This is a genomic window from Streptomyces sp. NPDC057694, assembly GCF_042799415.1.
Lineage (GTDB): Bacteria > Actinomycetota > Actinomycetes > Streptomycetales > Streptomycetaceae > Streptomyces.
Genome location: NZ_JBHVIX010000006.1, coordinates 230,686 through 256,718, shown reverse-complemented (window position 1 = coordinate 256,718; position 26,033 = coordinate 230,686). Strand labels below are relative to the sequence as shown.

Annotated in this window: 19 protein-coding genes, 2 tRNA genes and 1 other RNA gene; 11 read left to right on the top strand and 11 right to left on the bottom strand. The window is 73.7% G+C overall.

Translation table 11 applies throughout. The features are described 5' to 3' along the window. The first annotated feature begins 18 nt into the window (after positions 1-18). The 5 genes from ACFVDP_RS17410 to ACFVDP_RS17390 all read left to right on the top strand — a co-directional run bounded on the left by ACFVDP_RS17410 (position 19) and on the right by ACFVDP_RS17390 (position 3,776). Positions 19-1,008 carry an ABC transporter ATP-binding protein gene (locus ACFVDP_RS17410; protein WP_383490168.1) on the top strand — a complete coding sequence of 330 codons (990 nt, stop codon included), beginning with the start codon at positions 19-21 and terminating at the stop codon, positions 1,006-1,008. After that, positions 1,005-1,784: an ABC transporter permease gene (locus ACFVDP_RS17405; protein ID WP_383490165.1), complete on the top strand. Its 780-nt coding sequence runs from the start codon at positions 1,005-1,007 to the stop codon at positions 1,782-1,784. The genes ACFVDP_RS17410 and ACFVDP_RS17405 overlap by 4 nt, the downstream gene beginning before the upstream one ends. 17 nt (positions 1,785-1,801) lie before the next feature. Then, a complete protein-coding gene (locus tag ACFVDP_RS17400) occupies positions 1,802-3,052 on the top strand; it encodes a sensor histidine kinase (RefSeq protein ID WP_383490162.1) in 1,251 nt (416 codons plus the stop codon). Then, the gene (locus tag ACFVDP_RS17395) at positions 3,049-3,657 is read left to right on the top strand and encodes a response regulator (protein WP_383490159.1); all 609 of its coding nucleotides are present in this window, start codon (positions 3,049-3,051) and stop codon (positions 3,655-3,657) included. The genes ACFVDP_RS17400 and ACFVDP_RS17395 overlap by 4 nt, the downstream gene beginning before the upstream one ends. A 46-nt stretch (positions 3,658-3,703) precedes the next feature. Then, positions 3,704-3,776, top strand: a tRNA-Gly gene (locus tag ACFVDP_RS17390). 65 nt (positions 3,777-3,841) lie between these two features. Here ACFVDP_RS17390 and ACFVDP_RS17385 read toward each other — a convergent pair. The 6 genes from ACFVDP_RS17385 to ffs all read right to left on the bottom strand — a co-directional run bounded on the left by ACFVDP_RS17385 (position 3,842) and on the right by ffs (position 12,872). Continuing rightward, a complete protein-coding gene (locus ACFVDP_RS17385; RefSeq protein ID WP_383490156.1) occupies positions 3,842-4,747 on the bottom strand; it encodes a phosphoribosylaminoimidazolesuccinocarboxamide synthase in 906 nt (301 codons plus the stop codon). Positions 4,748-4,824: 77 nt separating this feature from the next. Beyond that, entirely contained in the window at positions 4,825-6,282 is a 1,458-nt protein-coding gene (locus ACFVDP_RS17380; RefSeq protein WP_383490438.1) for a N,N-dimethylformamidase beta subunit family domain-containing protein, read from the bottom strand. A 410-nt stretch (positions 6,283-6,692) separates the two neighbouring features. Then, on the bottom strand, positions 6,693-8,573 hold the full coding sequence (locus ACFVDP_RS17375) for a hypothetical protein (RefSeq protein WP_383490435.1): 1,881 nt from the start codon (positions 8,571-8,573) through the stop codon (positions 6,693-6,695). 381 nt (positions 8,574-8,954) lie between these two features. Continuing rightward, the gene (gene purD / locus ACFVDP_RS17370; RefSeq protein ID WP_383490154.1) at positions 8,955-10,214 is read right to left on the bottom strand and encodes a phosphoribosylamine--glycine ligase; all 1,260 of its coding nucleotides are present in this window, start codon (positions 10,212-10,214) and stop codon (positions 8,955-8,957) included. Positions 10,215-10,505: 291 nt separating this feature from the next. Then, on the bottom strand, positions 10,506-12,719 hold the full coding sequence (locus ACFVDP_RS17365; RefSeq protein ID WP_383490151.1) for a DNA polymerase III subunit gamma and tau: 2,214 nt from the start codon (positions 12,717-12,719) through the stop codon (positions 10,506-10,508). A 54-nt stretch (positions 12,720-12,773) separates the two neighbouring features. Further along, an RNA gene (ffs, locus tag ACFVDP_RS17360) (signal recognition particle sRNA small type) lies at positions 12,774-12,872 on the bottom strand. 95 nt (positions 12,873-12,967) lie between these two features. On the opposite strand from ffs, the gene ACFVDP_RS17355 reads away from it, so the two are divergent. After that, positions 12,968-13,052: transfer RNA gene (locus ACFVDP_RS17355), tRNA-Ser, on the top strand. A 64-nt stretch (positions 13,053-13,116) separates the two neighbouring features. On the opposite strand, the gene ACFVDP_RS17350 is transcribed toward ACFVDP_RS17355, so the two are convergent. Next, entirely contained in the window at positions 13,117-13,590 is a 474-nt protein-coding gene (locus ACFVDP_RS17350) for a hypothetical protein (RefSeq protein ID WP_383490148.1), read from the bottom strand. A 107-nt stretch (positions 13,591-13,697) separates the two neighbouring features. Here ACFVDP_RS17350 and ACFVDP_RS17345 point away from each other — a divergent pair, with 107 nt between their 5' ends. The 3 genes from ACFVDP_RS17345 (at position 13,698) to ACFVDP_RS17335 (ending at position 18,678) form a co-directional block, all read left to right on the top strand. Further along, the gene (locus ACFVDP_RS17345; protein WP_383490145.1) at positions 13,698-15,029 is read left to right on the top strand and encodes a DUF1254 domain-containing protein; all 1,332 of its coding nucleotides are present in this window, start codon (positions 13,698-13,700) and stop codon (positions 15,027-15,029) included. A gap of 130 nt (positions 15,030-15,159) precedes the next feature. Further along, complete coding sequence (locus ACFVDP_RS17340; RefSeq protein ID WP_383490142.1) at positions 15,160-16,446, top strand: sensor histidine kinase; 1,287 nt, start codon at positions 15,160-15,162, stop codon at positions 16,444-16,446. A 168-nt stretch (positions 16,447-16,614) separates the two neighbouring features. Further along, positions 16,615-18,678 carry a TerD family protein gene (locus ACFVDP_RS17335; protein ID WP_383490140.1) on the top strand — a complete coding sequence of 688 codons (2,064 nt, stop codon included), beginning with the start codon at positions 16,615-16,617 and terminating at the stop codon, positions 18,676-18,678. 15 nt (positions 18,679-18,693) lie between these two features. Here the strand turns inward: ACFVDP_RS17335 and ACFVDP_RS17330 are convergent, their stop codons facing one another. Then, a complete protein-coding gene (locus ACFVDP_RS17330) occupies positions 18,694-19,173 on the bottom strand; it encodes a LuxR C-terminal-related transcriptional regulator (RefSeq protein WP_383490138.1) in 480 nt (159 codons plus the stop codon). A gap of 55 nt (positions 19,174-19,228) precedes the next feature. Continuing rightward, entirely contained in the window at positions 19,229-20,494 is a 1,266-nt protein-coding gene (locus tag ACFVDP_RS17325; protein WP_383490135.1) for an MFS transporter, read from the bottom strand. A 135-nt stretch (positions 20,495-20,629) separates the two neighbouring features. Here ACFVDP_RS17325 and ACFVDP_RS17320 point away from each other — a divergent pair, with 135 nt between their 5' ends. After that, positions 20,630-23,797, top strand: coding sequence for a BTAD domain-containing putative transcriptional regulator (locus ACFVDP_RS17320; protein WP_383490133.1), 3,168 nt, complete (start codon positions 20,630-20,632; stop codon positions 23,795-23,797). Positions 23,798-23,807: 10 nt separating this feature from the next. Here the strand turns inward: ACFVDP_RS17320 and ACFVDP_RS17315 are convergent, their stop codons facing one another. Next, positions 23,808-24,134, bottom strand: a complete 327-nt coding sequence (locus tag ACFVDP_RS17315) for a cupin (protein ID WP_383490130.1) — start codon at positions 24,132-24,134, stop codon at positions 23,808-23,810. A 42-nt stretch (positions 24,135-24,176) separates the two neighbouring features. Next, positions 24,177-25,094 (bottom strand): LysR family transcriptional regulator, encoded by a 918-nt coding sequence (locus ACFVDP_RS17310; RefSeq protein ID WP_383490127.1) that lies wholly within the window; start codon positions 25,092-25,094, stop codon positions 24,177-24,179. A gap of 177 nt (positions 25,095-25,271) precedes the next feature. On the opposite strand from ACFVDP_RS17310, the gene ACFVDP_RS17305 reads away from it, so the two are divergent. Continuing rightward, positions 25,272-26,033 carry a sulfite exporter TauE/SafE family protein gene (locus ACFVDP_RS17305; protein WP_383490125.1) on the top strand — a complete coding sequence of 254 codons (762 nt, stop codon included), beginning with the start codon at positions 25,272-25,274 and terminating at the stop codon, positions 26,031-26,033.

Sequence of the window (26,033 nt, the reverse complement as noted above, 5' to 3'; positions counted from 1 at the left end):
CGGCGGAAGGCTTGAGTCATGACCAACAACGAGCGCGTGATCGACGTCACTGATCTGCGCCGCGTGTACGGGGACGAACGGGGTTCCTTCGAGGCGGTTCGCGGAGTGAGCTTCTCCGTGGGGCGCGGCGAACTCTTCGCACTCCTCGGCACCAACGGCGCGGGCAAGACCTCCACCGTCGAGCTCCTCGAAGGGCTCGCGGCCCCGGCCGCCGGACAGGTGCGGATCCTCGGGCACGACCCGTACACCGAGCGCGACCGGGTGCGGCCGCGGATCGGCGTGATGCTCCAGGAGGGCGGATTCCCCTCGGAGCTGAGCGTCACCGAGACCGTCCGGATGTGGGCCGGCTGCACCAGCGGGGCACGGCCCGTCGGGGAAGCACTGGAGATGGTCGGACTCGGCGGCCGTGGCACGGTCCGGGTCAAGCAGCTGTCCGGCGGCGAGAAGCGGCGCCTCGACCTGGCGCTCGCGCTGCTCGGGCGGCCCGAGGTGCTCTTCCTCGACGAACCCACCACCGGGCTCGACGCCGAAGGGCGCCGGGAGACCTGGGAGTTGGTGCGCGGGCTGCGTGCCGAGGGCACCACCGTGCTGCTGACCACGCACTACCTCGAAGAGGCCGAGGACCTCGCCGACCGGCTCGCGATCCTGCACGAGGGGCGGATCGCAGCCGAGGGGCGCGTCGCCGAGGTCGTCGCCGCGCAGCCCTCGCACATCTCCTTCGAACTGCCCGAGGGCTATCTGCCCGGCGATCTGCCGCCGCTCGCCCCGCTCGGGATCACCGGGCACGAGATGGAGGGCCGCACCGTCCGGCTGCGCACCGACGAACTGCAGCGCGCCGCGACCGGGCTGCTGCTCTGGGCCCGCGACGCGCAGGTGGAGCTGCGCCGGCTCGATGTGCGCGGGGCCTCCCTCGAAGAGGCGTTCCTGCGGATCGCGCGAGAAGCGAAGGACCCGCAGGACGGCACGGAACCGGTCCGGCAGAAGGAGCAGAAGGAGATGGCGGCATGAGCACGGTGGCGACGACGACCTCCCCGGGGCGGCTCGCCTCGCTCGCGCGGGCCGAGTTCACCCTCCTCGGGCGCAGCAAGGGCGTCCTGTTCACAGCACTGTTCGTACCGCTGGTGCTGCCCTTCAGCGTCTCCCGGACCGTCGACAAGGGCGCTCTGAAGGACGCCGGGCTGAACCTCGGCACCGTCATGATCTCCTCGGCGATCGCCTTCTCCCTGCTGTTCGCCGTGTACAGCTCGCTGGTGAGCGTCTACGCGTCACGGCGCGAGGAACTCGTCCTCAAGCGGCTGCGCACCGGGGAGCTGCGCGATCTGGAGATCCTCGCCGGAGCCGCGGTGCCGTCCGTGACGATCGGGCTCGTCCAGTGCGCCGCGGTGGCCGCCGTGTGCGCGGCGGCACTCGACGCGGGGACGCCCGCCGCGCCCCAACTGGTACTGCTCGGCGTTCTCCTGGGCATCCCGCTGTGTGTGGCGCTCGCCGCCCTCACCACGGTGTTCAGCCGCAGCGTGGAGAGCGCGCAGGTCGCCGCGATGCCGATGCTGATCGTCTCGATGATCGGCTCCGGCGGCGTCGTGCCGCTGGAGATCTTCCCGGACCGGCTGGCGGCCGTGTGCGAGTTCCTGCCGCTGACCTCGGCGCTCACGCTCGTACGGGGCGGCTGGAGCGGATCCCTGTCCGGCGGGGAGGCCCTGAAGGCGATCGTGCTGGCGGTGGCCTGGATCGGGATCGCGGTGTTTGCTGTCCAGAAGCGGTTCCGGTGGGAACCGCGGCGCTGACGGCGGGAGGATCTTCGGTGGCGCGGGTTCGGTGGCGGGACCGCAGCAAGATCGAGCGGGTGGAGTGGCAGAGCCGCTTCACCTTGGCTGCGGTGAACTGGTTGTTCCTGCTCGCGTGGTCGGGAAGTGGCCTCGCGGGCAGCCTGCGCGGTGAGTCCACCGCGTTCGCCCTCGGGATCGCGCTCGTCGTGGTGAACATCGCGCAGTGCCTGGTCGCCGGGCGGCACACCGGCCTCGCCCTCGACCAGTACCTCGGGCGCGGGCAGGTGCCCCGGGCCCTGACGGCCACCGCCGGGGCCCTCACGGTCGTCGCGTTCGCGCTGATCGCGGCCATCGTGACCACCGACAGCAACCGGGGCGGACTGATCGCGATGCCGCTGCTGTTCGCGCCGATGCCCTTCGGCGGGGCGTACTCGCTGATGGTGCCGGTCCGCCGGTTCGTCCGGGAGTCGGCTGTGGTCATCGTGGTCGTCCTCGCGGTCAGCGCGGCCCTCGGGAACGTCTCGACGGGCCTGATCGCCGAGGCCGCGGTCCTCACCCTGGGCGCCGCGTTGGCGCTCGGCTCCTACCGGTGCAGCGCCTGGAACCTCTCCGTCATGTGGGAGTCCGAACGGGCCCGCGAGACCAAGGCGCTGCTCGCCGTCGCCGAGGAGCGGCTGCGGTTCGGCCGGGATCTGCACGACGTCATGGGCCGCAATCTCTCCGTCGTCGCCCTCAAGAGCGAGCTGGCGGTCCAGCTCGCCCGGCGCGGGCGGACCGAGGCGGCCGTCGCACAGATGGTCGAGGTGCAGCGCATCGCGCGCGAGTCGCAGAAGGAGGTGCGCGATGTCGTACGGGGATATCGCGAGGCCGATCTCACGGTCGAACTGGCCGGCGCGCAAGGAGTGTTGGACGCCGCCGGGATCACCTGCACGGTGACGGGGACGGCGGCCGGGCTGCCCGACGAGGTGCAGGCGGCGCTCGGCTGGGTGGTGCGGGAGGCGACGACCAATGTGCTGCGGCACGGAGACGCGAAGACCTGCCGGGTGGAGCTGGAGACCGAGGCGGAGGAAGTGGTGCTGACCGTGGAGAACGACGGGGCCGGGGACGGCACGGAGAGCGGTTCGGGCTCCGGGCTCGCCGGGCTGCGGGAGCGGCTCGCCGTCCTGGACGGGGAGTTGACCGCGGGAGCGGTCCGCAAGGGGGTGTTCCGGGTGCGGGCACGCGTCCCCCTGCCCGGGGCCGCACCCGACCTCGTACACCGGCAGGAGAGGGAGAGCGCCCGATGACCGTACGCGTACTGCTCGCCGACGACGAGCACCTGATCCGCGGTGCTCTCGCCGCCCTCCTCGCCCTTGAGGAGGACCTGGTGGTGGTCGCCGAGGCCGCCACCGGGCCCGAGGCGCTCGCCATGGCGCGGGCGCACCGGCCGGACGTCGCCGTGCTCGATCTGCAGATGCCGGGCGCCGACGGTGTGAGGGTGGCCACATCGATCAGGACGGAGCTGCCCGACTGCCGGACCATGATCGTCACCAGCCACGGGCGGCCCGGGCACCTCAAGCGGGCGCTCGCCGCCGGGGTGCGCGGCTTCGTGCCGAAGACCGTGAGCGCCCAGCGGCTCGCCGAGATCATCCGGACCGTGCACGCGGGAAACCGCTATGTGGACCCGGAGTTGGCCGCCGACGCGATCTCCTCGGGCGACTCCCCGCTGACCGCGCGCGAGGCCGAGGTGCTGGAGCTGGCGGCGGACGGGGCGCCGGTCGCGGAGATCGCCGAGCGCGCCGCCCTGTCCCAGGGGACGGTCCGCAACTATCTGTCGTCGGCCGTCTCGAAGCTCGGGGTCGAGAACCGGCACGCGGCCGTGCGTCTCGCACGCGAGCGGGGTTGGGTATAGTTGGCGTCGCGCTTCGGCGCACGGAGCACCGCGAAAGCGGCGCTTTGCGAACGTAGCTCAGTTGGTAGAGCGCAACCTTGCCAAGGTTGAGGTCGCCGGTTCGAACCCGGTCGTTCGCTCCGCACTAAGAAGGCCCCCGGTCCACGGACCGGGGGCCTTCTCGCTGTTCGCCGCAGATTGTCCGCTACAGGGTCCAGGGCGTCCCGGTCAGCAGCTCGAACGCCTCGATGTACTTGGCGCGGGTCGCCGCGACGACCTCGTCCGGGAGGGCCGGCGGCGGGGTCTCGCTCTTGCGGTCCCAGCCGGACGCGGGCGACGTCAGCCAGTCCCGTACGAACTGCTTGTCGTAGCTGGGCTGCGCACGGCCCGGCTGCCACTGGTCGGCCGGCCAGAACCGGGACGAGTCCGGGGTCAGCACCTCGTCGGCGAGGATCAGCGTGCCGTCCTTGTCGAAGCCGAACTCGAACTTGGTGTCCGCCAGGATGATCCCGCGCTCGCGCGCGATGTCCCGGGCCCGGCTGTACACGGCGAGGGTGGCCTGGCGCAGCTGGGTGGCGGTCTCCGCGCCGACCTGGCGGGCCACTTCCTCGTAGCTCACGTTCTCGTCGTGCTCGCCGACCTCGGCCTTGGTGGCGGGCGTGAAGATCGGGGCGGGCAGCTCCGAGCCGTCCTCCAGGCCCTCGGGGAGGGCGAGGCCGCAGACCGTGCGCGACGCGTTGTACTCCAGCAGGCCCGAGCCGGTGAGATAGCCGCGGGCGACCGCCTCGACCGGGACCATGTCCAGGCTCTTGCAGACGAGGGTGCGGCCCGCCCAGTCGGCGGGGGCGCCCTCGGGCAGCTCGGTGGAGAGCACGTGGTTCGGGATCAGGTCCTTGAGCTGGTCGAACCACCACAGCGAGAGCTGGGTGAGCACCTTGCCCTTGTCCGGGATGGGGCTGGGCAGCACCCAGTCGTAGGCGGAGATGCGGTCGGTGGCGACCATCACGAGGTCGCCCGCCTCGTTTCGGTACAGGTCCCGCACCTTGCCGGTGTGGAGATGCACCAGGCCCGGCACCTGAAGCGGCTCGGGCTTTTCGACGAATCCGGACACGGTTCCTCCCCGTGGTTCTGTACGAGTGCTGTTGATTGTCCCGTACGAGGGGGTGGGCTCTGGCCAGGGGTCCGCTCTCAGTCCCGTTTGCAGATGCGGTCCAGGAGGTTGGCCGTCGCTCGTTGGATACGGGGGTCCACGTGCCCGGGCCGGTCCAGGGCCGGGGACCAGGCGAACGTCCCGGACGCGAAGACCAGCGCCCCGGACGGTGCCCGGTACAGGGAGGTCTCCTGGTGCCGGCGGACCTTGTCGCCGTCCCGGTAGGGGGAGTGGGCCAGGAGTATGCGGTCCTCGTGGTCGGGCAGGGCGGTGCGCGGGAAGTAGCGGTCGGCCTCGCCGGCCACCAGGCCCTCGATCTCGTCGCCCTCGTGCGCGCCCGTCGCCTCCCACAGCCAGTGGTCCGCGTTGCGCACGACCAGCGGGTGCGGCTCGGGGACCCGGCCCGCGTACTGGATGCCCATGAGCTGCTGCTCGGGCCGGTCGATCTCCCGCCACAGCGTCGGCTTCCCCGGGCCGCGGCGCTTGCGGCAGGTCAGCAGCCGGTCCGGGACGCCGGACGCGGACGGGGCCAACTCGACCTGCCAGTACATGGTGTTGGCCGACAGGAAGACGAGGGACGTGCCGTGCTCGCGGGCCAGCTCGGTCGTACGCCGCATGTTCGCCGACCAGTACTCGTCGTGGCCGGGGAAGACCAGGCCCCGGTAGCGCGTCGGGTCGACCCGGCCCGCGTGCAGGTCGCGGGCGTCGGCGTACGCAAGGTCGTAGCCGTAGCGCTCCGCCCAGCGGATGAAGTCGTAGGCGTGGCCGACGTGCAGCGGCAGGCCCGCGCCCGCGTACGGGCGGTCGAAGGAGACCGTGATCGCGGCCTCGCTCTCGCCGAGCAGCCGGCCCTCGTCGTCCCACGCGTGGTAGAGGCTGGCGCCGGTGTGGCCGTCCTCCGGGTACAGGTTGTACGCCTGCCAGGTGATGTCCGGCAGCAGCAGGAGCAGATCCGCGGGGCGGTTGTCCCGCACCGTGAAGGGGACGTGCGAGCGGTGGCCCCCGACGGTGGTCAGGACGGCCACGTACGCCCCCACGTTCCAGAACGACGGGATCTGCAGCCGCCAGGACTGCCACCAGTTGTGACAGGAGACCGTGCGGTCCACCGACAGGGGCGCGGGCTGGACGATGCCGGAGAGCCGGGGGCTCGTGGTGATCTTCGAGGCGCCGTCCCCGCCGTAGTGCCCGATCCGGTAGATGTCCACGCTGAACTGCTGGGGCGGGTCGACCGTGATGTGGAAGTCGATCGCCTCGCCGGGCGCGGCCGCGCCGGTGGACGTGAAGCCCTTGATCTGGCGGTGCACGTCGTCGGCGGTGCGGGGGCCGCCGGTGCGCGGGCTGGGGATGGCCGCGGTGTTCGTGGAGCCGGGCTGCGCGGTGTGGTCCGGATCGACGTACCAGGCGACGACCTGGCCCGTGTCGTCGAAGTAGTGCTCACTGCCGCGCAGCCAGGGCAGCGGGCCCTGGCCGAAGGGGTCGCTGACGGCGTGCGCCATCGCGCCGGACTCCCAGCGGCGGGTGCGGGGGCGCGGCGCGGGGCCCCGTCCGGTCGGCTCCTCGGGGTGCTCTGCCCTGTCCGGACCCAGCGCCATGTGTGTTCCCCTCCCTCGCTCCCCCGAGCCGAGCGCGGATGTCGGGTCCGCTCGGCGCGCCGGTCTGGCACGCCCGCTCGTCGCGCACTTCTCCACGTCCGTGTCTGTCACGTCCGTGTCTGTCACGTCCGCCTGTACGGCCGTCCGTCACGTACGTCTGTCACGGCCGTCCGTCAGGTCCGTCCGTCACGTCCGTCTGTTGTGTCCGCGACCGGTCCCAGCACATCACATTACGCACGCGGTCCGTCACCGTTCGTCGTGAATTGACGGGACAGGAACGATTCCCTCCGGGGCGCGCTTCGGCACGCATGGGGTCATACCAGGCGTACGGGCTTCTCCGGCCGGATCCCGAGGCGGGTGAGCCAGCCCTTCAGCGGCTCGGGGTCGCCGTCCTCCACCAGGCTCAGGACGCGCGGCGCGAGGTCGGCCGCCCGCTCGCCGCCGACCAGCAGCGACGGGCCGTCCAGCCAGTCCAGGCCGGGGGCCGCGCCGGCCGTGTCCACGGCGGCGCAGCACACCATCGCGGTGACGTGGTCGGCCAGCAGCTCGCGCCCGCTGCGCGGGGGCTGGAGCGGGAAGAGCGGGAGAGCGCCCTCGTCCCACAGCGCGCCGTCCGGGCCCTGCCCCGCCGCGGTGACCGGCGGCGCCGGACGCTCCTGCTCCTCGCGGGCCAGCTCGGCGGTGAGCCCTGCCGAGAGGCTGTCCGCCTCGGGGCGGGGGATGGCGTCGGGGTCCAGGTCGAGGTCCAGGCCGGTGCCGTCCGGGGCGACGGCGTCCGGGGCGACGGCGTCCGGGTCGGTGTCGATCGGGTTCTGGGGGAGGCGGCCCTCGGAGCCGTCCGTGGACGACTGGTTCGCGGGGTGGGTGTCCGTGGTGCCGACCAGGGTCTCGGGGGCGTCCGCGGCAGGGTCGGCGGGCGTCGCCAGGTGGTCGAGGATCCGGGCCAGGGTCGGGGCCTCGGGGGTCGCCGCGGGGGCGGTCCCGGAGTCCACGCCGAGGGTGTCGAGCACCCGGTGCAGGCGGGCGGCGTCGGTGCGCCACTTGCGGTCCACGACCTCGTCCGGGTACTCCTGCCAGTCCACCGGGGCCCAGTCGGGCCCGGACTCGGCGGGGCCGCCGTGGAAGAGGCGGGCGGCGAGCAGGCTGGCCGCCTCGTCGATGGTGCCGGGCTCCTCCAGCAGATCGCAGGCGGGGCGCTCGCCGAGCCGGGACGCGAAGGTCCCGTTCTGCGCGGCCAGGCGGTCGCGGCGGGACAGCTCGGTCAGGGCGGCGACGACGCCGGCGTCGAGGCGGGACGGCCAGCGGCCCATCCGCCAGGCGGGCAGTGCGACCCGGGTCAGGAGGCGGTCCCAGCCCGCGTAGGCGAGTCCGACCTGCTCCTGGGCGACGATCCGCAGGCCGTAGTCCACAGCCTGTGCGCGCTCGGCGGCGGCCGCGGCGACCCCGCGCTCCATCTCGGCGGCGTGGATCCGGCAGCCGCTCAGCATCTGCCGGGCGACCCAGCCGACGGCGCCCAGGACGCTCCGGGTGAGGGGCCCGCGCTCGGGTGCCGAGCCGACCGCCACGGCGGCGTCCAGGCCGCGCACGAAGCGCCGGGCGGCGGCTATGTCGGGGTGGGCGCTCGGTCCCGTACCGGCGACGACCGGGGCGAGGACCGCGCGCAGCTCGCCCACCCGCATCCACCACAGGAACGGGGAGCCGATGACGAGAACGGGAGCGACGGGGCCGACGGGGGCGGTGGCCCCCGGTGTCGTGTCCGCCGGTGTCCCGCGGCGGCCGCGGGGCGGGCCGTGGGCCGGGTGCGTCCGGTCCTCCAGCCAGCTGTCGCAGTCCGGGGTGAGCGCTATCGCCGACGGCGCCGGGACGTCGAGCCGGTCGGCCAGGTCGCGCACCAGCCGGTACAGATCGGGGGCGGTGCTCTCGGCGATCGCGACGGTCGGGCTGAGGGCGGGACGGGCCCGCGCGACGACGAGCGCGACGCCCGCCGCGGCGAGCAGCACGACCACCGCGACCGCGGAGACCACGATCCGCGCGACGTCCCAACTCCCGCCCGTCAGATGGCCGGTGGCGCCGCCCGCGAGCAGCACCACGGAGGCGGCCGCGGGCAGCAGGGCCAGCGCCGTCGCCCTGCCGCGGATGCGCAGCACGGCGAGGGCTCGGGAGCGCGCCATGCGCGCACCCACCTCCGCACCCATACCGGACACGACCGATGTCACCCCCTGCTGCCTCTGCCTTTTGTCCGGCCGGGGGCCGAGGCCCACGGCAGAACACTGGTGGCGTTGCTCACTCCCCCACTGTGGCACCCGTCACTGACATCGCAATGCCGGTGGTCCGTCTGGTTCTGTCTCCGGCTCCGCCTCGGGTTTCGCCTTGGCGGGGTCCGGCTTCACGGGTGCCCGAACTCCGTGCGCCGCACCCTAGTTGGGCTCCGGTGCGTCGTCAGCCGGATGGGCGAGCGGTCACCCGATGGAATGGCTTTGGGCAAAGGTGGCTGACATGACGGCGCCGGGCGGGAGAGGGTGACTCCCGCCCGGCGGCACGTTCTCAGCGCGGTCTGAGTGGTCCGGGTAGCCCGGTCAGCTTTCCGTCGCCGCCTTCGCGGCGATGTCGGTGCGGTGCTGCGAGCCGTCGAGGCCGATGCGGGTCACGGCGGCGTACGCGCGCTCGCGGGCCTGCGTGAGATCGCCGCCCGTCGCTGTGACGGACAGCACACGGCCGCCCGCGCTCAGGACCGGCCCGTTCTCGCCGTCCCGCTTGGTCCCGGCGTGCAGGACGTACGCGTACGGGGCATCCTGCGCGGCCACCTCGTCGAGCCCGGTGATGGGGTCGCCGGTGCGCGGGGTGCCCGGATAGTTGTGCGAGGCGATGACGACGGTGACGGCCGCGTCGTCGCTCCAGCGCAGCGGCTCCAGGTCGGCGAGCGTGCCGTTCGCCGCGGCGAGCAGGATGCCGGCCAGCGGGGTCGTCAGGCGGGCCAGGACGACCTGGGTCTCCGGGTCGCCGAAGCGGGCGTTGAACTCGATGACGCGGATGCCGCGGCCGGTGATGGCGAGACCGGCGTAGAGCAGGCCGGAGAAGGGCGTGCCGCGCCGCTTCATCTCGTCCACGGTCGGCTGGAGGACGGTGTCGAGCACCTCCTGCACCAGCTTCGGGTCGGCCCACGGGAGCGGCGAGTACGCGCCCATGCCGCCGGTGTTCGGACCCTCGTCGCCGTCCAGCGCGCGCTTGAAGTCCTGGGCGGGCTGGAGCGGGACGACCGTCGTGCCGTCGGTGATCGCGAAGAGCGAGACCTCGGGGCCGTCGAGAAACTCCTCGATGACGACGCGCTCGCAGGCGTTCGCGTGGGCGCGCGCCTCGTCGACGTCGTCGGTCACGACGACGCCCTTGCCCGCGGCGAGCCCGTCGTCCTTCACGACGTACGGGGCGCCGAACGCGTCCAGCGCCACGTCGATCTCGGCCGGGGTCGTGCAGACGTACGAGCGGGCGGTGGGTACGCCCGCGCCGGCCATGACGTCCTTGGCGAACGCCTTGGAGCCCTCCAGCTGGGCGGCCTCACCGGACGGGCCGAAGACCGGGATCCCGGCGCTCCGGACGGCGTCCGCGACGCCTGCCACCAGGGGGGCTTCGGGGCCTACGACGACGAGGTCGGCCTCCAGTTTCTGGGCGAGGGCGGCGACCGCCGCACCGTCGAGGGCGTCGACCGCGTGCAGCTCGGCGACCTCGGCGATGCCTGCGTTGCCTGGGGCGCAGTGCAGGGCGGAGACGTCGGGGTCGAGGGACATTGAGCGGCACAGGGCGTGTTCGCGGGCGCCGCTGCCGATGACGAGGACCTTCACGCCGTCAGCCTATCCGGCGGGGGCGGGGGGTTTTGTAGGGGCGTCCCACGGTGGGGGTGGGCGGGGATTGTGGGTTTCTCCAGGGGTATGCCGGGGAGGGCGGGCCCGGGGTGCCTCGCGGCGCCGTCTCGCCGTGGTGGGGGTGGGTGGGGTGGTTGTGGCGGGTGCGGGCCGGTGGCCGCTTCTCGCGCAGTTCCCCGCGCCCCTGGGTTGTCGGTCGGGTGCGGGCCGGTGGCCGCTTCTCGCGCAGTTCCCCGCGCCCCTAGCGGGGCACTGGCGCGGCCCCGGGGGCTATTCGTTGGTGAATTCCTCCACCACCGTCGCGCCCAGTTCGCGGACGATCAGGTCGTGGCCCGAGAGGGCGTTCTCGTCCAGGTCCGGGTCGTCGTCCTCCGGGGTGTCGTCCTCCACCGAGACCGGTCGGCGGGCCGGTGCGGGGGGCGGTGTCGGAGCGGGGGCCGACGGAGCCGGGGACGGGGTGGGGGACGGTGCGGCCGGCTGGGGGGCTGCGGGCTGCGGGGTCGGCGGGGCGGGGGTGTAACCGCCGCCACCGCCTCCGTAACCGCCACCGCCGCCGTAGCCACCGACGGGCGCCGGGGCGCCGCCGCCCGAGGCGTCGACGACCGCGTCGATCTTCCACTGGACCTTGAACTGCTCGGCGAGGGCCGCCCTCAGGACCTCTTCACCACCGCTGCTCGCGAAACGGTCACGCGCGCCCACGTTCACGAACCCGAGCTGCAAGGTGGTGCCGTCGAAGCCCGTCACCTGGGCGTTCTGACTGATCAGCATCCACGTGAAGCGGCGCTTGTTCTTGACCGCCTCCAGGATGTTCGGCCAGAGGGTGCGCGGGTCGGGGCCGCCGGCCGGAGCCGCCGCCATCGGTGCGGGGGCCTGGGCCGCGGGTGCCTGGGCCGCGGGCTCCGGTGCGGATGCGGATGCGGGCTGCTGCGGCGCGGGGGGCTGTCCGGTGCCGGCCGCCGCCGCGGTGGGCCAGCCACCGGGCCTGCGGCCTCCTCCGGCGGGCGCCGCGGTGGGCCAGGCGCCCGAGGCCTGCGGGGCCGCCTGAGGCTGGGGTTCCGGAACGGGGGCGGGAGCCGGTGCGGGGGCCGGGGCCGGGGCTTGAGCAGGGGGCGCCGCGGGTGCCGGAGCCTGGGCCTGGGCCTGCACCGGCTGCGGAGGCTGAGGCTGGATCTGCGGCTCGGCCGGACCGCCGCCGCGGACGGCCGCCCGGGCCGCCGCCGGGCCGCCGCCCGGCGGGACCGGCGCCGCGGGAGCCACGGCATGAGCATCGGGACCGGGAACGTAGGCCATCGCCGGACCCGGCCCCTGCCCGCCCGGAGTGAAGACGCCGCCGCGCTCGATGCGGTCGAGCCGTGCCATGACGGAGCGCTCGTCGTCGTACGCGGCGGGGAGCAGCACGCGCGCGCAGATCAGCTCGAGCTGGAGCCGCGGCGCGTTGGCCCCGCGCATCTCGGTCAGGCCCTCGTTGAGCAGGTCGGCGGCGCGGCTCAGCTCGGCGGCGCCGAACGTGCTCGCCTGCGCCTGCATCCGCTCCACGACGTCGGCCGGGGCGTCGATCAGCCCCTTCTCGGCGGCGTCCGGCACCGCGGAGAGGATCACCAGGTCGCGCAGCCGCTCAAGCAGGTCGGAGACGAACCGGCGCGGGTCGTTGCCCCCCTCGATGATCCGGTCCACGACCTCGAACGCGGCCGCCCCGTCACCGGTGGCGAACGCCTCGACGACGGAGTCGAGCAGCGATGCCTCGGTGTATCCGAGCAAACCGGTCGCCATGGCATACGTCACACCCTCCTCGCCGGCACCGGCGAGAAGCTGGTCCATGACGGACATGGAGTCACGCACGGAGCCCGCACCGGCCCGCACGACGAGCGGAAGGACGCCGTCCGCGACGGGGATGTCCTCCTTGCCGCACACCTCACCGAGGTACTCCCGCAGGGTCCCCGGCGGCACCAGCCGGAACGGATAGTGGTGCGTACGCGACCGGATCGTCCCGATGACCTTCTCGGGTTCCGTCGTCGCGAAGATGAACTTGAGGTGCTCCGGCGGCTCCTCGACGACCTTCAGCAAGGCGTTGAACCCCGCCGAGGTGACCATGTGGGCCTCGTCGATGATGTAGATCTTGTAGCGGCTGCCTGCCGGGCCGAAGAACGCCTTCTCGCGCAGGTCACGGGCGTCGTCGACACCACCGTGCGAGGCCGCGTCGATCTCGATGACGTCGATCGAACCCGGCCCGTTCCTCGCCAGGTCCTGGCAGGACTGGCACTCCCCGCACGGCGTCGGGGTGGGGCCCTGCTCACAGTTCAGACAACGGGCAAGGATGCGCGCGCTGGTCGTCTTGCCACAGCCACGCGGACCTGAGAACAGGTACGCGTGATTGACCCGGTTGTTCCGCAGCGCCTGCTGCAACGGGTCGGTGACATGCTCCTGCCCGATGACCTCGGCGAACGACTCCGGGCGATAACGGCGGTACAGCGCGAGAGACGACACGCATACGAGGTTATAGGCGCCCACTGACAACCGGCCCCGCCCCACGGCTCCGGGAACGCAAGCGCCCCCCACGCACCCGCCAGAGCCAACCTACCCTTGCTGCCTTCCGGCCCTGGGGGAGTTCAGTCAGATAGCGCCACGTGAGGGGCTGCGCCCAGAGTACATGCTCCGGGCCCGTGGAACGAGCTCCCTCCGGACCAGGGGCAGGCGTTCGCGAGCACCCTCAAACGTCTTGTATTGTTTGCCGCGGAGGATTCGCCTAGTGGCCTAGGGCGCACGCTTGGAAAGCGTGTTGGGGGCAACCCCTCACGAGTTCGAATCTCGTATCCTCCGCCGGCTGAAGGCCCGGACCGTGTGAACGGTCCGGGCCTTCGTCGTTGTCCGGGCAGGGCCGCCGCTACGGCACCTGCTCGCCATGACTGCGCAGAAGGTCGGCGGCGGCCGCCCGCATGTCCCGTTCGATGGCGGGTCGTCGGTCCGGCCGGTCCTCCCAGCTGCTCCACAGCCCCAGGAAGCCGACCACCAGCTCCGAAGCGGAACCCGGCCGTTCCAGGTGGCAGGCGCACCAATAGATCTCGTCGCAGGCCTCGTAGGGCGGGAGGGAGCCGCTGAGCAGGGCGCGCGCCGTATCGAGCATCCGTTCGCGCCACGCCTCCTCGGCTCCGGGCAGGGGGCGGCCCAGCTCGGCCAGGGCCTGTGCGAAGAGATCGCGGATGTCGGCCGCCGGGTCACGCCGGGAGAGGCCCGCCAGGTCGATCAGCGCCGGACTCTCCAGGCCGTCGGCCAGCGCCAGGGCGGCGATCATCGGCAGGTCCTCGCTGGGCTGCTCGCCGAGGGCCAGTTTCATCGCTGCGCGGCTCAGGCGGTCCATGGGCGGCACGCTAACCCGCGGTGCCGCCGCCTGGTGCGCCCGATGGCGGGGCCGGAGGCCTTGCGTGACGCTTGCTGTCCAGAGTGGTCGCGAAAGGGCGGTGCGGGATGTCGGATCTCGAGGAGTTGGCGGCGGAGGCCTTCGTCTACGGCTTTCCGATGGTGTTCAACCTGGACGAGGTGAGCCGTTTCACCCGCGAAGGCATGGGCTCGCTGCCCGCGGCCCCCTTCAACCGGTTCAGCCACGCCACGGACCTGGCCGGGCCGAAGGACACCTTCGTCAGCGTCAACAACGACACCGTCTACTCCATCGCCCAGATCGACCTGAGCGGCGGCCCGCTCGTGCTGAGCGTGCCCGACACCGCCGGGCGGTACTACGTGTTCCAGTTCGTCGACGCGTGGACGAACAACTTCGCGTACGTCGGACGGCGCGCCACCGGCACCGCCGCCGGGTCCTATCTCCTGACCGGCCCGGGCTGGAGCGGTGACGTACCCGCCGGCGCCACGCGGATTCCGGTACCGACCACCGTGGCCTCTCTCGTGGGCCGCTGGGCCTGCGAGGGCCGGGACGATCTCGCCGCCGTCCGCGATCTCCAGCGGGCCACCGGCCTGGAGCCCCTGGACCCCGGTACGCCGCCCCCGGCAGGGCTGCCCGAACCCCACCACGAGGTCAGCGGCACCGAGCTGCGGTTCTTCGAGAAGATGCGCACCTGGATGCGGGCCTTCCCGCCGTCCGCCACCGATCAGGACTACCAGCAGCGGTTCGCCCAGCTCGGGCTCCTCGACGACGGCGATCCCTACGCCGCTCCCTCACCCGACCTGGAGCGAGCCCTGACGGCCGGGTACCGCGAGGGCAAGGAGCGGGTGGAGCACGCCACCACGCACGGCAGCAGCCCGGAGCAGAACGGGTGGAGGCTCACCTACGACGCCTTCAACTACAACCTCGACTTCTTCGAGACCGGCACCCTCGACTCCGCCCAGTGGGTCATCCAGGACCGGGCCACCGCCCGGACCGTCCGCGCCGCGTCCGCTCGCGCCGGACTCTGGGGCAACCACGCCTACGAGGCCGCCTACGCCATGACCTGGAACGACGGCGACGGCGATCCTCTGGACGGGGCCCGGTCCTACACCCTGAGATTCGGAACGACCCCGCCCGTGGACGCCTTCTGGTCGATCACCATGTACGACCTGCCCGACTACTACCTGGTCGACAACGCCATCGACCGCTACTCGATCGGCGACCGCACCCCGGGACTGCACTACGACCACGACGGTTCGCTGACCCTCCACCTCCAGCCGGAACGCCCCGCCGACCCGGCCGCCGCCGCCAACTGGCTCCCCACCCCGCCCGGCCGCTTCCGCCCCGTCCTGCGCATGTACCAGCCACGCCCGGCCGTCTTCGACGGCACGTACACCCTGTCTCCCATCACCAGGAAGTAGCACCCCGGAGGGGGTGGGAGAAGACCGGGAGATCGCCCGGGCCCTGTTCGTCAGCGAGCGGCGGCCGGTGCGCCGAGTGCGCCGGGTTCCGTTCGGCCGCGCCTTCCGGCCTCCCCCTATCCTCGCTCTGATGACCATGACCCGTCGCCCCCACCACCTCTGGAACACGCTGCGCGGTTGGGCCCTGCTGCCCTCCGGCGACGGGGGCACGGCGGACAGACCAGTGGCGACGGCGCCCGTGCCGCGCAAGCCGGTGCTGCCCGCGCGGGTCACGGATCTGCTGCTGGCGGGCGCGGCGCTGCTGCTCGCGGTGGTGACCAGTGTTCAGAACCCGCACCTGGGGCCGGGCGCTCCCTGGGTGAACCTGCTGCTGGCCGTCGCGAGCGCGCTGCCGCTGCTGGCGCGGCGCCGGGCGCCGGAGGCGGCGCTCGCCGTCGCGCTGCTCGCGAAGGTGCTCCAGGTCTCGGCGTTCGCGACGCCGATCGCGTACTACGCGGAAGGCGCCTACCGGGGCCCGCACAGCCGTCGGGCCGTCTGGGCGTCGGCCGGGATCGGGTTCGTGGTGGTGGCGCCGTGGGACGCGGGGGCGTGGTCGAGTCCGCGGACCGTGGCGCTCTGGTTCTCGGTGAACTACGTCTTCTCCTGCCTGGTGCCGATGCTGCTGGGGCTCTACGTGGGCCAGCGGCGCGCGGTCGTGGCCGGGCTCGTGGAACGGGCCGAGCGCGCCGAGCGGGAGCAGCGGCTCGTCGCCGAGGCCGCGCGGGAGCAGGAGCGGCGGCGGATCGCGGGCGAGATGCACGACGTGGTCTCGCACCAGGTGAGCCTGATCGTCGTGCATGCCAACGCGCTCAGTGCCGTAGCCCATGACCCGGCGGTGACGAGCGCGGCCGCGGAGATCATCCAGAACGCCGGGCGGCGGGCGCTCACCGAACTCCGCGAGATGCTGGGGCTGCTCAGGAACGGGCCCGCGGGGGACGCGGGGGACGACGACCAGCGGCCCGTTCCCGGCGCGGCCGTCGACCGGATCAACGAGCTGGCCGACGGCTCCCGGGCCGCCGGGCTGCCCGTCACCGTGCTCGTCGAGGGCGCGCCGCAGCCGCTGGCCGAGCCGGTCGAGCGGGCCGCGCACCGGGTCGTGCAGGAGGCGCTGACCAACGTGCACAAGCACGCCCCGGGCGCCACGACCCGGATCCGGCTCGCCTATGAGCGGGACGGCGTGCGCGTCGGGGTCGTCAACGGGCCGGCCGAGGGACCCGGCGCCGATCCCGCCGACGGTGAACCGCTGCTGCCCAGCGGCGGGCACGGGCTGATCGGGCTGGCGGAGCGGGTGCGGCTGGCCGGGGGCACCATCGAGTCCGGGCCGACCGGGGACGGCGGGTTCCGGATCGATGCCGCGCTGCCCACGGCGGCCGTCTGAAGCACGGCGCAGAGGTCCGGGGCAGCTCACGAAACCGGCGCGGAAGCGGCAGGCGCTCCACAAAATGAAACACCAACCTCCACAACTTCTCCTCAAGTAACGCCCTTTGGCACTACGGTGCGTCATATGCGCCGCGTCAATGACGTCGGTGGGGGTCGAGGGGGATACATGCACAACATGTCCAAAGGAGCCAACATCGGCTTGGCGTCCTTGGCGGAGGACACCGACTCCGTGACGGTGAGTCTGAGCTGGAGCAGCACGGCGGGCGACGGGGACGCCGACGTGTCCGTGCTGCTGCTCGGCCCGGACGACAAGGTGCGCGGCGACGACGACTTCTACTTCTACAACCACCCGTCGGCCGCCGACGGGACGGTTCATCTACTGGGCAAGTCCCCCACGGACGACGGCAGCGAGGACCGGATCGGCCTGGATCTGGCCGCCATGCCCGCCGACGTCTCCCGGGTCGTCGTCGCGGCCAGCCAGTACGGGACCGCGACCTTCGGCGACCTCGACGACCTCCGGGTGACGTTGTCGGACAGGGCGGGTGAGGCGCTGCTGGACTTCTCCATCAAGGACGCGAGCGTCGAAACGGCCTTCGTCTTCGGCGAGTTGTACCGGCGCGGCGACGAGTGGAAGTTCCGGGCTGTCGGACAGGGCTACGAATCCGGTCTCGCGGGGCTCGCCACGGACTTCGGGATCACCATCGTCGACGACGCCGAAGCGGAGAGTTCCGAGAACCCCGAGGCCGTCGAGGCCGCCGAGACCGCGGTCCCGCCTTCCGCTCCGGCCTCCCCGGTCGCCGCGGGCACGGTCCCGGCGCTCCCCGCCCAGCCCGGCCCGCCCGACGCGCGCCCCGCACAGACCGGGCCCGCCCGTCCGCACACCGCCCGCACCGCCCGCACCGCGAAGAAGAAGGTCACGCTCCCGAAGGCCGCCAAGAAGTCGCTGGCGGAGAACGAGACGTGGAGGCCCGCGCGGCTCTTTCCCGTGCCGTCCTTCCGCAGCGACAAGGAACGGGAGACGCGGGCGACGTCGGTGCTGCTCGCGGTCATGACCGAGGTCCCGGAGTTCGGGCGCCGGCTCACCGCCGGTTTCGGAGCCCCGTCCGGCCGGATGCAGACCTTCACCGAGGTGTCGCTGCCCAGCGGCGACTCCCCCAAGCGCCCGGACGGCGTCATCCGCGTGGAGCGGGCCGGAAAGCTTTGGACGGCGCTCCTGGAGACGAAGACCAACGGCAACCCGCTCAAGGCCGAGCAGGTGCAGAACTACGTCGACATCGCGGCCCGCCGGGGTTACGAGGCGGTCATCACGCTCTCCAACGACGTTGCTCTGGACGGCAGTCCGCTGGTCGACGTGAAGATCGACGGGCGCCGCAAGCACAAGGTGTCCCTGTGGCACCTGTCCTGGGCGGAGGTCGCTCATCAGGCCCAGATGCTGATCCGGCACGAGGGCGTGGGCAACGCCGCGCACGCCTGGCTGCTCCAGGAGCTGCTGCACTACCTCCAGCACGAGAACTCCGGCTGTCACGGCTTCCAGAACATGGGGCCCGCGTGGGTACCGGTGCGCAACGCGATCGACTCCGAGACCCTGTGCCAGGGCGACCCGCGCGCGGCCCAGGTCGTGGAGAGCTGGGAGCGGCTGATCCGTCAGGTCTGCCTGCGGCTCGGCGGAGAGCTCGGACAGAAGGCGCTCCCGGTGCAGCGCAGCAGGAAGGGCGCCGACGCCGGTGCGCGGCGGGCCGCACTCGCGGACCGGCTCTGCGACGAAGGACGGCTCACGGCGGAGCTGCGCGTGGACGGGTCACCCGGCATCCTGGCGATCACGGCCGACCTGCGAACGGGCAAGCTGCGGACGTCGATCGACGTGGCCGCGCCCGAGGGAAGCTACCCCCTGTCCTCCGCGAAGCGCCTGCTCAAGGCCTTGGCGCAGGCCCCGGCCGATCTGCACGTGGAGACCCTGGTCGAGGCCGGAGGCGGTCCGCGCAGCACCCTTGAACGGCTGCGCCCGGAGCCGGCGGACCTGCTGCCGAAGGACGGGGCCGCCATCACGGGGTTCCGGCTGTCCCTGTTCAAGGGGATGGGAGGCGCGCGCGGCAACGCCGAGTCGGGGTTCATCCGCAGCGTCGACGAGGCGGTGGACCGCTTCTACGGGACCGTGGTCACCCACCTCGCCGGCCTCGACCGCCGCCCGGCGACACGTTCCCGGGCCGCCGCGGCCACGGTGCCCGCCTGATTCGCCGACGCCCCTTCAGACCCGTCGGTCCAGCCCCGCGTCATGGGTGATGAGGGCGACCTGGGTGCGGTTGGCGGCGTCGAGCTTGGTCATGATCCGGGTGAGGTGGGCCTTGACCGTCGACGGGGTGATGCGCAGGCCGTCCGCGATCTCGGAGTTGCTGTGGCCCCGGGCGACCGCCACGGCGACCTCGCGTTCGCGGGCGGTCAGTTCCGCCATCCGCTTGCGTGCGCGAGGGACGGCGTCGCCCGCCGCGAACGCCGTCAGCAGCCTGGTGGTGATCTGCGGCGAGAGCATCGCCTTCCCGCGCGCGAGAACCCGTACAGCGTCGGTCGGTTCACGCGGTGAGGTGTCCTTGAGGAGGAACCCGGCCGCGCCGTGCCGGAGTGCGGCGTAGACGTATTCGTCGACGTCGAACGTGGTGAGGACCGCGACGGCGACGCCGACCCGAAGTGCGCCACCGGCCCCGGCATCTACACCGACCTGACCGCCCACCGCGGGTGGATCGAGCGGACCGTCGGTCGGTGAGCGACGCCGGTGAACCCGTCCGTCAGGTTCTGGGAAACCCGTGCTCGCGGGAGGTGACGATCACCGCAAGGACCGGTGCCAGGAGCAGCGGCACCGCCCACGGGAGCGCGGCCGAACCCCACAGCCGAAGCAGGACGCCGCCCGCCACGCCGCCGCCCGCCATCGCGACGTTCCAGAGGGTGACCAGCAACGCCTGGGCGGCGTCGGCCTGTTCGCCGCCCGCGCGGCCCGCCGCCGTCTGGAGCAGCGTCGGGACGCCGCCCCAGCCCAGGCCCCACAGGGCGGCCGCGGCGTAGACCGGCGCGGGGGAGTCGGCGGTGAGCGCGAGGAGGGTCGCGGCGGCGGCCACCAGGACGGTTCCGGCGAGCGTGAGCCGGCGCAGCCTGCGCTGGACGAGGGCGCCGACGATCCAGATGGACAGCAGCGATGCCGCGCCGAAGACCAGCAGGATCAGGTCGGTCGAGCCGCCCAGGCCGATGTCGTCGAGGAACGTGGCGATGTACGCGTAGAGGATCGTGTGCGCGAGGACGAAGACCAGAGTGACGGTGAGGACGGCGGGGACCCCGGGGACGCGCAGGGCGTGCCGCATCGGGGTGCGGGCCGCGCGTTCCAGGCCCGGGTGGCCGGGGACCGTCAGGCGGATCCAGCCGAGCAGGACGACGGTGAGCCCGGTCATCGCCAGGAACGCGGTGCGCCAGCCGAACGCCGTACCGAGGAAGGTGCCGGCCGGGACGCCGAGCGAGAGCGCCACCGGGATGCCCGCCATGGCGATCGCCATGGCCTTGCCCGCCAGGCCGGGCGGGGCGAGGCGGCGCGCGTAACCGGCCAGGAGTGCCCAGGCCAGACCGGCCGCGACACCGGCGCCGAAACGCGCCGTCATCGTCAGGGCGTACGAGGAGGAGAGCGCCGTCACCGTGTTGGCGACGGCGAATCCGGCCATGGCCGTGAGCAGCAGGCGGCGCCGGTTCCAGCCCGCCGTCGCGGCGGTGAGGGGGATCGCGGTGAGGAACGTTCCGGCGGCGTAGACGGTGACGGTCTGGCCCGTCGCCGACTCCGTGGTGCCGAGGGAACGGCTCATCGCCGGGAGGAGGCCCGCCGGGAGGGTTTCGGTGAGGCTCGTGATGAAGACGGCGGTGGCCAGGGCGAGGAGGGCCGGGAGGGGGAGTCTCGTCGAGGGCGCCGACCCTGCCGCATCTGCTTCCGGTGCTTCCGGTGCCTCCTTTGTTCCCGGTGCTTCCGGTGCTTCCGGTGGTGGCTTCGAGGGTCCTGTGGTCGTCGCGTCAGACATGGTTCGCTTCCCTGCCGGGGGTTCTGGTGGGCGGAGCGAGCCTGGCCCCGTGCCGTTCGGGAGCGCTGATGAAGTGCTGATGACGGCTGACGGCGGGCCCCGTGGGAGCGCCGGTCCCGGCGTTACCGTTTCCCCATGTGGTTCGGGGTGTTGGGGGGACTCGTCGTCCGCGAGCGGGTCGGCGGGGCCGTGGTCGGGGTGCCCGAGGTGAAGGTGCGGGCGCTGCTGGCGGTCCTCCTCGCGCACGAGGGGCGGGTCGTCTCCGTGGACCGGCTCGTCGAGGACCTGTGGGGCGACCGGCCACCGGGCAAACCCGCCAACGCGCTCCAGGCCAAGGTGTCCCAGCTGCGCCGGGCCGTCGGCCGCTCGCGGGTGGTGCGGCAGGCGCCGGGGTACCGGCTCGACCTGGCCGGCGCCGAGGTGGACGCGGTGACGTTCCGGGAGCGCGTGGAGCGGGCGCGGGCCGCCACGGATCCGGTCGAGCGGGCCGAACTCCTCGACGCGGCGCTGGAGTTTTGGCGCGGACCGGCGTTCGCCGACTTCGCCGACGCCGCGTTCGTACGGGGACCGGTACGGCACCTTGAGGAGGTGCGGCTGGTCGCGCTGGAGGAGCGGGCCGCCGCCCGGATCGATGCCGGGCAGCACGATCTCGTCGCCGGTGAGCTGGGCGGGCTCGTCGCCCGGCATCCGCTGCGGGAGCGGCTGCGGGCCCTGCAGATACGCGCCCTGTATCGCGCCGGGCGGCAGGGCGAGGCCCTCGCCTCGTACGAGGAGCTGCGCCGGGTCCTCGCGCGGGAGCTGGGCGTCGATCCCACTCCGGAACTGGCCGCCCTGCACGCCCGGATGCTCCGGCACGAGCCGCTGTGCCCCGGCCCCCGGGACCGGACGCCGACGCCTCCCGGGGCGGCCCCGACGCTCCCCGCGCCCGACTCCGGCCTCCCCTCCCCGCCCACGCCGCTCCTCGGCCGGGCCGAGGACCTCGACGCCGTGTCCCGGCTGCTCACCGCCCACCGTCTGGTGACGCTGACCGGCCCGGGCGGTGTCGGCAAGACGCGGCTGGCCGTGGAGGCCGCCCGGCACGCCACCCCGCCGGGCGGCGTGTGGTTCGTCGAACTCGCGGGGCTGCGCGGCGGCAGTGACGCCGACGATCTCGCGCAGGCCGTCGCCGCCGCCCTCGGCCTGCGCGAGGACGCACCCCACGCCGGACCGCCCCGCACCGGGCAGCCCCACACCGGGCAGCCGCACTCGGGGAAACGCGGCGGCGCCCCCGTACGGCAGCTGATCGTCGCCCTGCGTGAGCGCGACGCCCTGCTGGTCCTCGACAACTGCGAGCACGTCGTCGACGCCGCCGCCGAGCTGACGTACGCGCTGCTGCGCTCCACATCCCGGCTGCGCGTCCTCGCGACCGGCCAGGAACCTCTGGGGCTGGCCGGTTCCGGGGAGGCCGTGCGGGCCGTGGAGCCGCTGCGGCCGGCCGACGCCGTCGGCCTGTTCACGGCGCGGGCCACCGCCTCCGCGCCGGGCCACGACCCGACCGACGCCCTCGAGGCCGTCGCCGAGATCTGCCGCCGCCTCGACGGCATCCCCCTCGCCGTCGAACTCGCCGCCACCCGTGTACGAGCGCTGGGCGTACGGGAGTTGGCGGAGCGGATCGACGACCGGTTCCGGCTGCTCGGGGCGGCCCAGCGCGGCGTCCCGGCACGGCAGCGGACCCTGCGGGCGGTGCTCGACTGGAGCTGGGAGCTGCTCGGCGTACCGGAACAGGCCGTGCTGCGGCGGCTGGCCGTGCACCCCGACGGCTGCACCCTGGCCGCGGCGGAGGACGTGTGCGCGGGCGGGGGCGTGGCCCGCGAGGAGGTCGCCGGTCTCGTGACGCGGCTCGTCGAGCGGTCCCTGGTCGTGGCCGTGCCGGGGCCCCGGCCGCGCTACCGGCTCCTTGAGTCGGTCGCCGCGTACGCCCTGGAGCGGCTGGCCGGGCAGGGGGAGACCGCCGACCTGCGGGAGCGGCACCTGCGGTACTACCTCGGGCTCGCCGAGCGGGCCGCGCCCCGGCTGCGCGGCGCGGGACAGCAGGAGTGGCTCGGGCTGCTCGACGCCGAGTCCGGGAATCTGCGGGCCGCCCTCGACGAGGCGGTGCGCGCCGACCCGGCCGCGGCGGAACGGCTGGGCGCGGCGCTCGCCTGGTGGTGGCTGCTGCGCGGCCGGCTCACCGAGGGGCACCGGGCCCTGTCCGCACTGCCGGATCCGGGCGACAGCGGTGAACTGCCCGCTCTGCGGACCGCGTTCGGGCTGCTGACCGGGGCCGTGGCCCCGGCCGCCGCACCCCCGGTGGGCGAGGTGTCGGCTGCCACGTCCTGGCTCTGCGCCTACGCCCTGTTCCACAGCGGCGACCCCGACGCCTGCGGACGCCGGCTCGACGCATGCCCGCCGCCCCCGGACGACACCTGGGCCACGGCCGCCGGCCTCGCCCTGCGGGCCCTGCACGCCCTGATCCGCGGCGATCTGTCGGCCCTGGAACGGGACGGCAGGCGCGCGGCCACGCTTCTGCGCGAACTCGGCGACCGGTGGGGCGAGTTGCAGACGGTCGGGCCGCTCGCCGCGCTGGCCGAGATCCGGGGCGCGTACGAGGAGGCGGAGCGGCTCGGCCGGGCCGGGCTCGCCCTCGCCCAGGACCTCGGGCTCGCCGCCGAGGTCGCCGCCCGCCTCTCCGGGCTCGGCCGCGTCGCCCTGCTGCGGCACGACTGGGCCGGCGCCCGTGACCTGCACGAACAGGCGCGCGCCCGGGCCGTGGCGCAGGGTTACCGGTACGGCGAGGTGCACGCCGAGACGGGGCTCGCCCTCGGCGCCCGCCGCGCCGGTGAACTCGACGCGGCACGGGCGCACTTGATCCGGCTCCGCGACAGCCACGGCGACGTGTCCTCCCCCGCCGGTGACCATCTCTACGCCGCCGAGTTCGGATTCCTCGCCGAGCTGGACGGCGATGCCGTCGCCGCCCGCGCCCACCATCTGCGCGGCCTCGACGCCGCCCGGATCCTCGCCGAGCCGCGCGCCTACGCGCTGTCGCTGGAGGGGCTGGCGGGCGCGGTGTCCCTGGCGGGAGACGCGGCGGGGGCCGCGCTGCTGCTGGGGGCGGCGGACGCGGCCCGGCGGGGTGTCGGCGCGCCGCTGCCCGCGGCGGAAGGGGGCGACGTGCGGCGGATCGCGGCCAGGGTCCGCCGGGCCCTGGGCGAGGCCGCGTACGACGTCCGGTTCCGGGAGGGCGCCGCGCTGGAGCCCGAGAAGGTACTCGGCACGGTGTTGTGAGGGCCCCCGGTCAGGCCGTGACCGCCGTCAGGAGCACCACCGCGTCGGTCAGTGCCACGAGCCCGTGCCGTTCCTGGGGGATCGGCCGCAGGTCGCCGGGGCCCAGTTCCACGTCGCCGGAGACGGCGGTGAGGCGGACCCGGCCGGTGAGGATCTGGAGGGCGGCGGCGGGCGGCGCGTTGTGCTCCTCCAGGGCGCTGCCCTCCACCAGGGCGATGACGCTCTGCCGCAACTGGTCCTCGTGCACGATCAGTTCGGCGCTGCGGCCGTGCGGGGCCGAGCGGGCGGCCGCCAGATGGTCGTCGGCGAGGGCGGCGAGATGGTGTGTGGTCGTCATGGGTTCAGGGTCGCGGCGTCGGGCGGCGTGCGCGAGGCCGCGTCAGCCGTTCGGGCGCACCGATGCGCCGGGGCAGCTGCGCTCCACCAGATCCGCGAACGCCCGGGCCTGCGGCGACAGCGCGGCCCAGCGGCGCACCGCCCAGCCGACCTGGAGCGGCGGCAGACAGGGCACGGGGACGAGAACGAGCCCGGGGTGGCCGGGACCGCGCAGGCCCGGCAGGTCGGGGACGACGGCGTGGCCGAGGCCGAGCTGCGCCAGGTGCGCGGCGGTGTCCCAGTCGGCGATGCCGGTACCGGCGGACGCCGCGTCCGCGATGCCCAGCTCGGCGAAGCGGTCGTTCAGGTGGGAGCGGGACGTGGAGTGCTCGGGCGGCAGGATCAGCTGCGCCGAGTCCGCGAGATCGGCCGGTGCGACGGACGGCGTCGCGGCCAGCGGGTCCCGCTCCTGCACGGCGAGCACCCAGGGCAGCTCGACGACCGGCCGCAGCTCGATGCCGCGCTCGCCGGGACCCATGGTGATCCAGGCGAGGTCCAGGTCGTGCGCCAAGAGCGCCTCGAAGCAGCTGCGGCTGGAGCTGACCGTCTGGAACTCCAGGCTGATCTCCGGGTGCCCGCGCCGGTAGGCGACGATCGCCTCGGCCATGAAGTGCCGCACCGAGGTGGCGCCCGTGGTCACCCGCACCGAGCCGCTCGCCCCGCGCGCCAGGTCGTCCAGGCGGCGCAGCGCGTCGTCGAGGGCGCCGATCCCGTCGGCCGCCGCGGCGCGCAGGATCCGGCCGGCGGGGGTGGGCACGACCCCGCGCGGATGCCGTTCGAGCAGCCCGATGCCGGTCTCCTTCTCCAGCCGTTTGACGTGCTGGCTCACGGCGGACTGCGTACAGGACAGTTCGCGTGCGACGGCGCTGAGACTGCCCGCGCGGCAGACGGCGACGAAGACGCGGAGGTCGTCGAGGGTCACACCGACCGAAGCTACAGCTTGGGTATCTGCAAGAAAACCCGACGATTGACTTGGGTCGGGCGGGCGGCGCACGATCGTCGGCGGGACGGCCCAGGGCGGCAACCCGCCACGGAGGTCGCGAACTCCCGGCGGGTGCCGACCCGTTGAGCTGCATAAACTACGGAGGAGCGGCGACCGGTGGACCTGGTGCAAGCGGTGGCGATCGGTGCCGCGGGGCTGGCCGCGGGCGGCATGAACGCGGTGGTCGGCTCCGGCACCCTCATCACGTTCCCGACCCTGCTGGCCTTTGGCTACCCGCCGGTGCTCGCGAACGTCTCCAACAATGTGGGCCTGGTGCCCGGGGTGCTCAGCGCCGCGTACGGCTACCGGCGCGAACTGCGCGGCCAGCGGCGGCGGTTGATCCGGTTCGGCACCGCCTCGCTGCTCGGCGGGCTCGCGGGGGCGCTCCTGCTGCTGCGGCTGCCCGGCTCGGCGTTCCGCGCGATCGTGCCGGTCCTGATCCTGACCTCGTGCGTCCTGGTGCTGCTCCAGCCCCGCCTCAACCGGTGGGCGAAAAGCCGGCAGGGCTCCGGCTCACGCGCCGACGGCGGCCTGCCCATGTGGCTCGGCGTCCTCGGCACCGGCGTCTACGGCGGCTACTTCGGCGCGGCCCAGGGCGTGCTGCTCATGGGCATGTTCGGCGCGGTGCTCCGCGACGACCTGCAACGCCTGAACGCCGCCAAGAACGTGCTCGCGTCCCTCGTCAACGGCATCGCCGCGGTCGTCTTCATCGCGGTGGCCGACGTCGACTGGGCGGTGGCGGCGCTGATCGCCGCGGGCTCGACGGCGGGCGGTCTGCTCGGCGCGCGCCTGGGCCGGAAGCTGCCGCCGACCGTGCTGCGGGGTGTCATCGTCACGGTCGGCGTCACGGCCTCGATCCTGCTGATCGTCCGCTCGTGA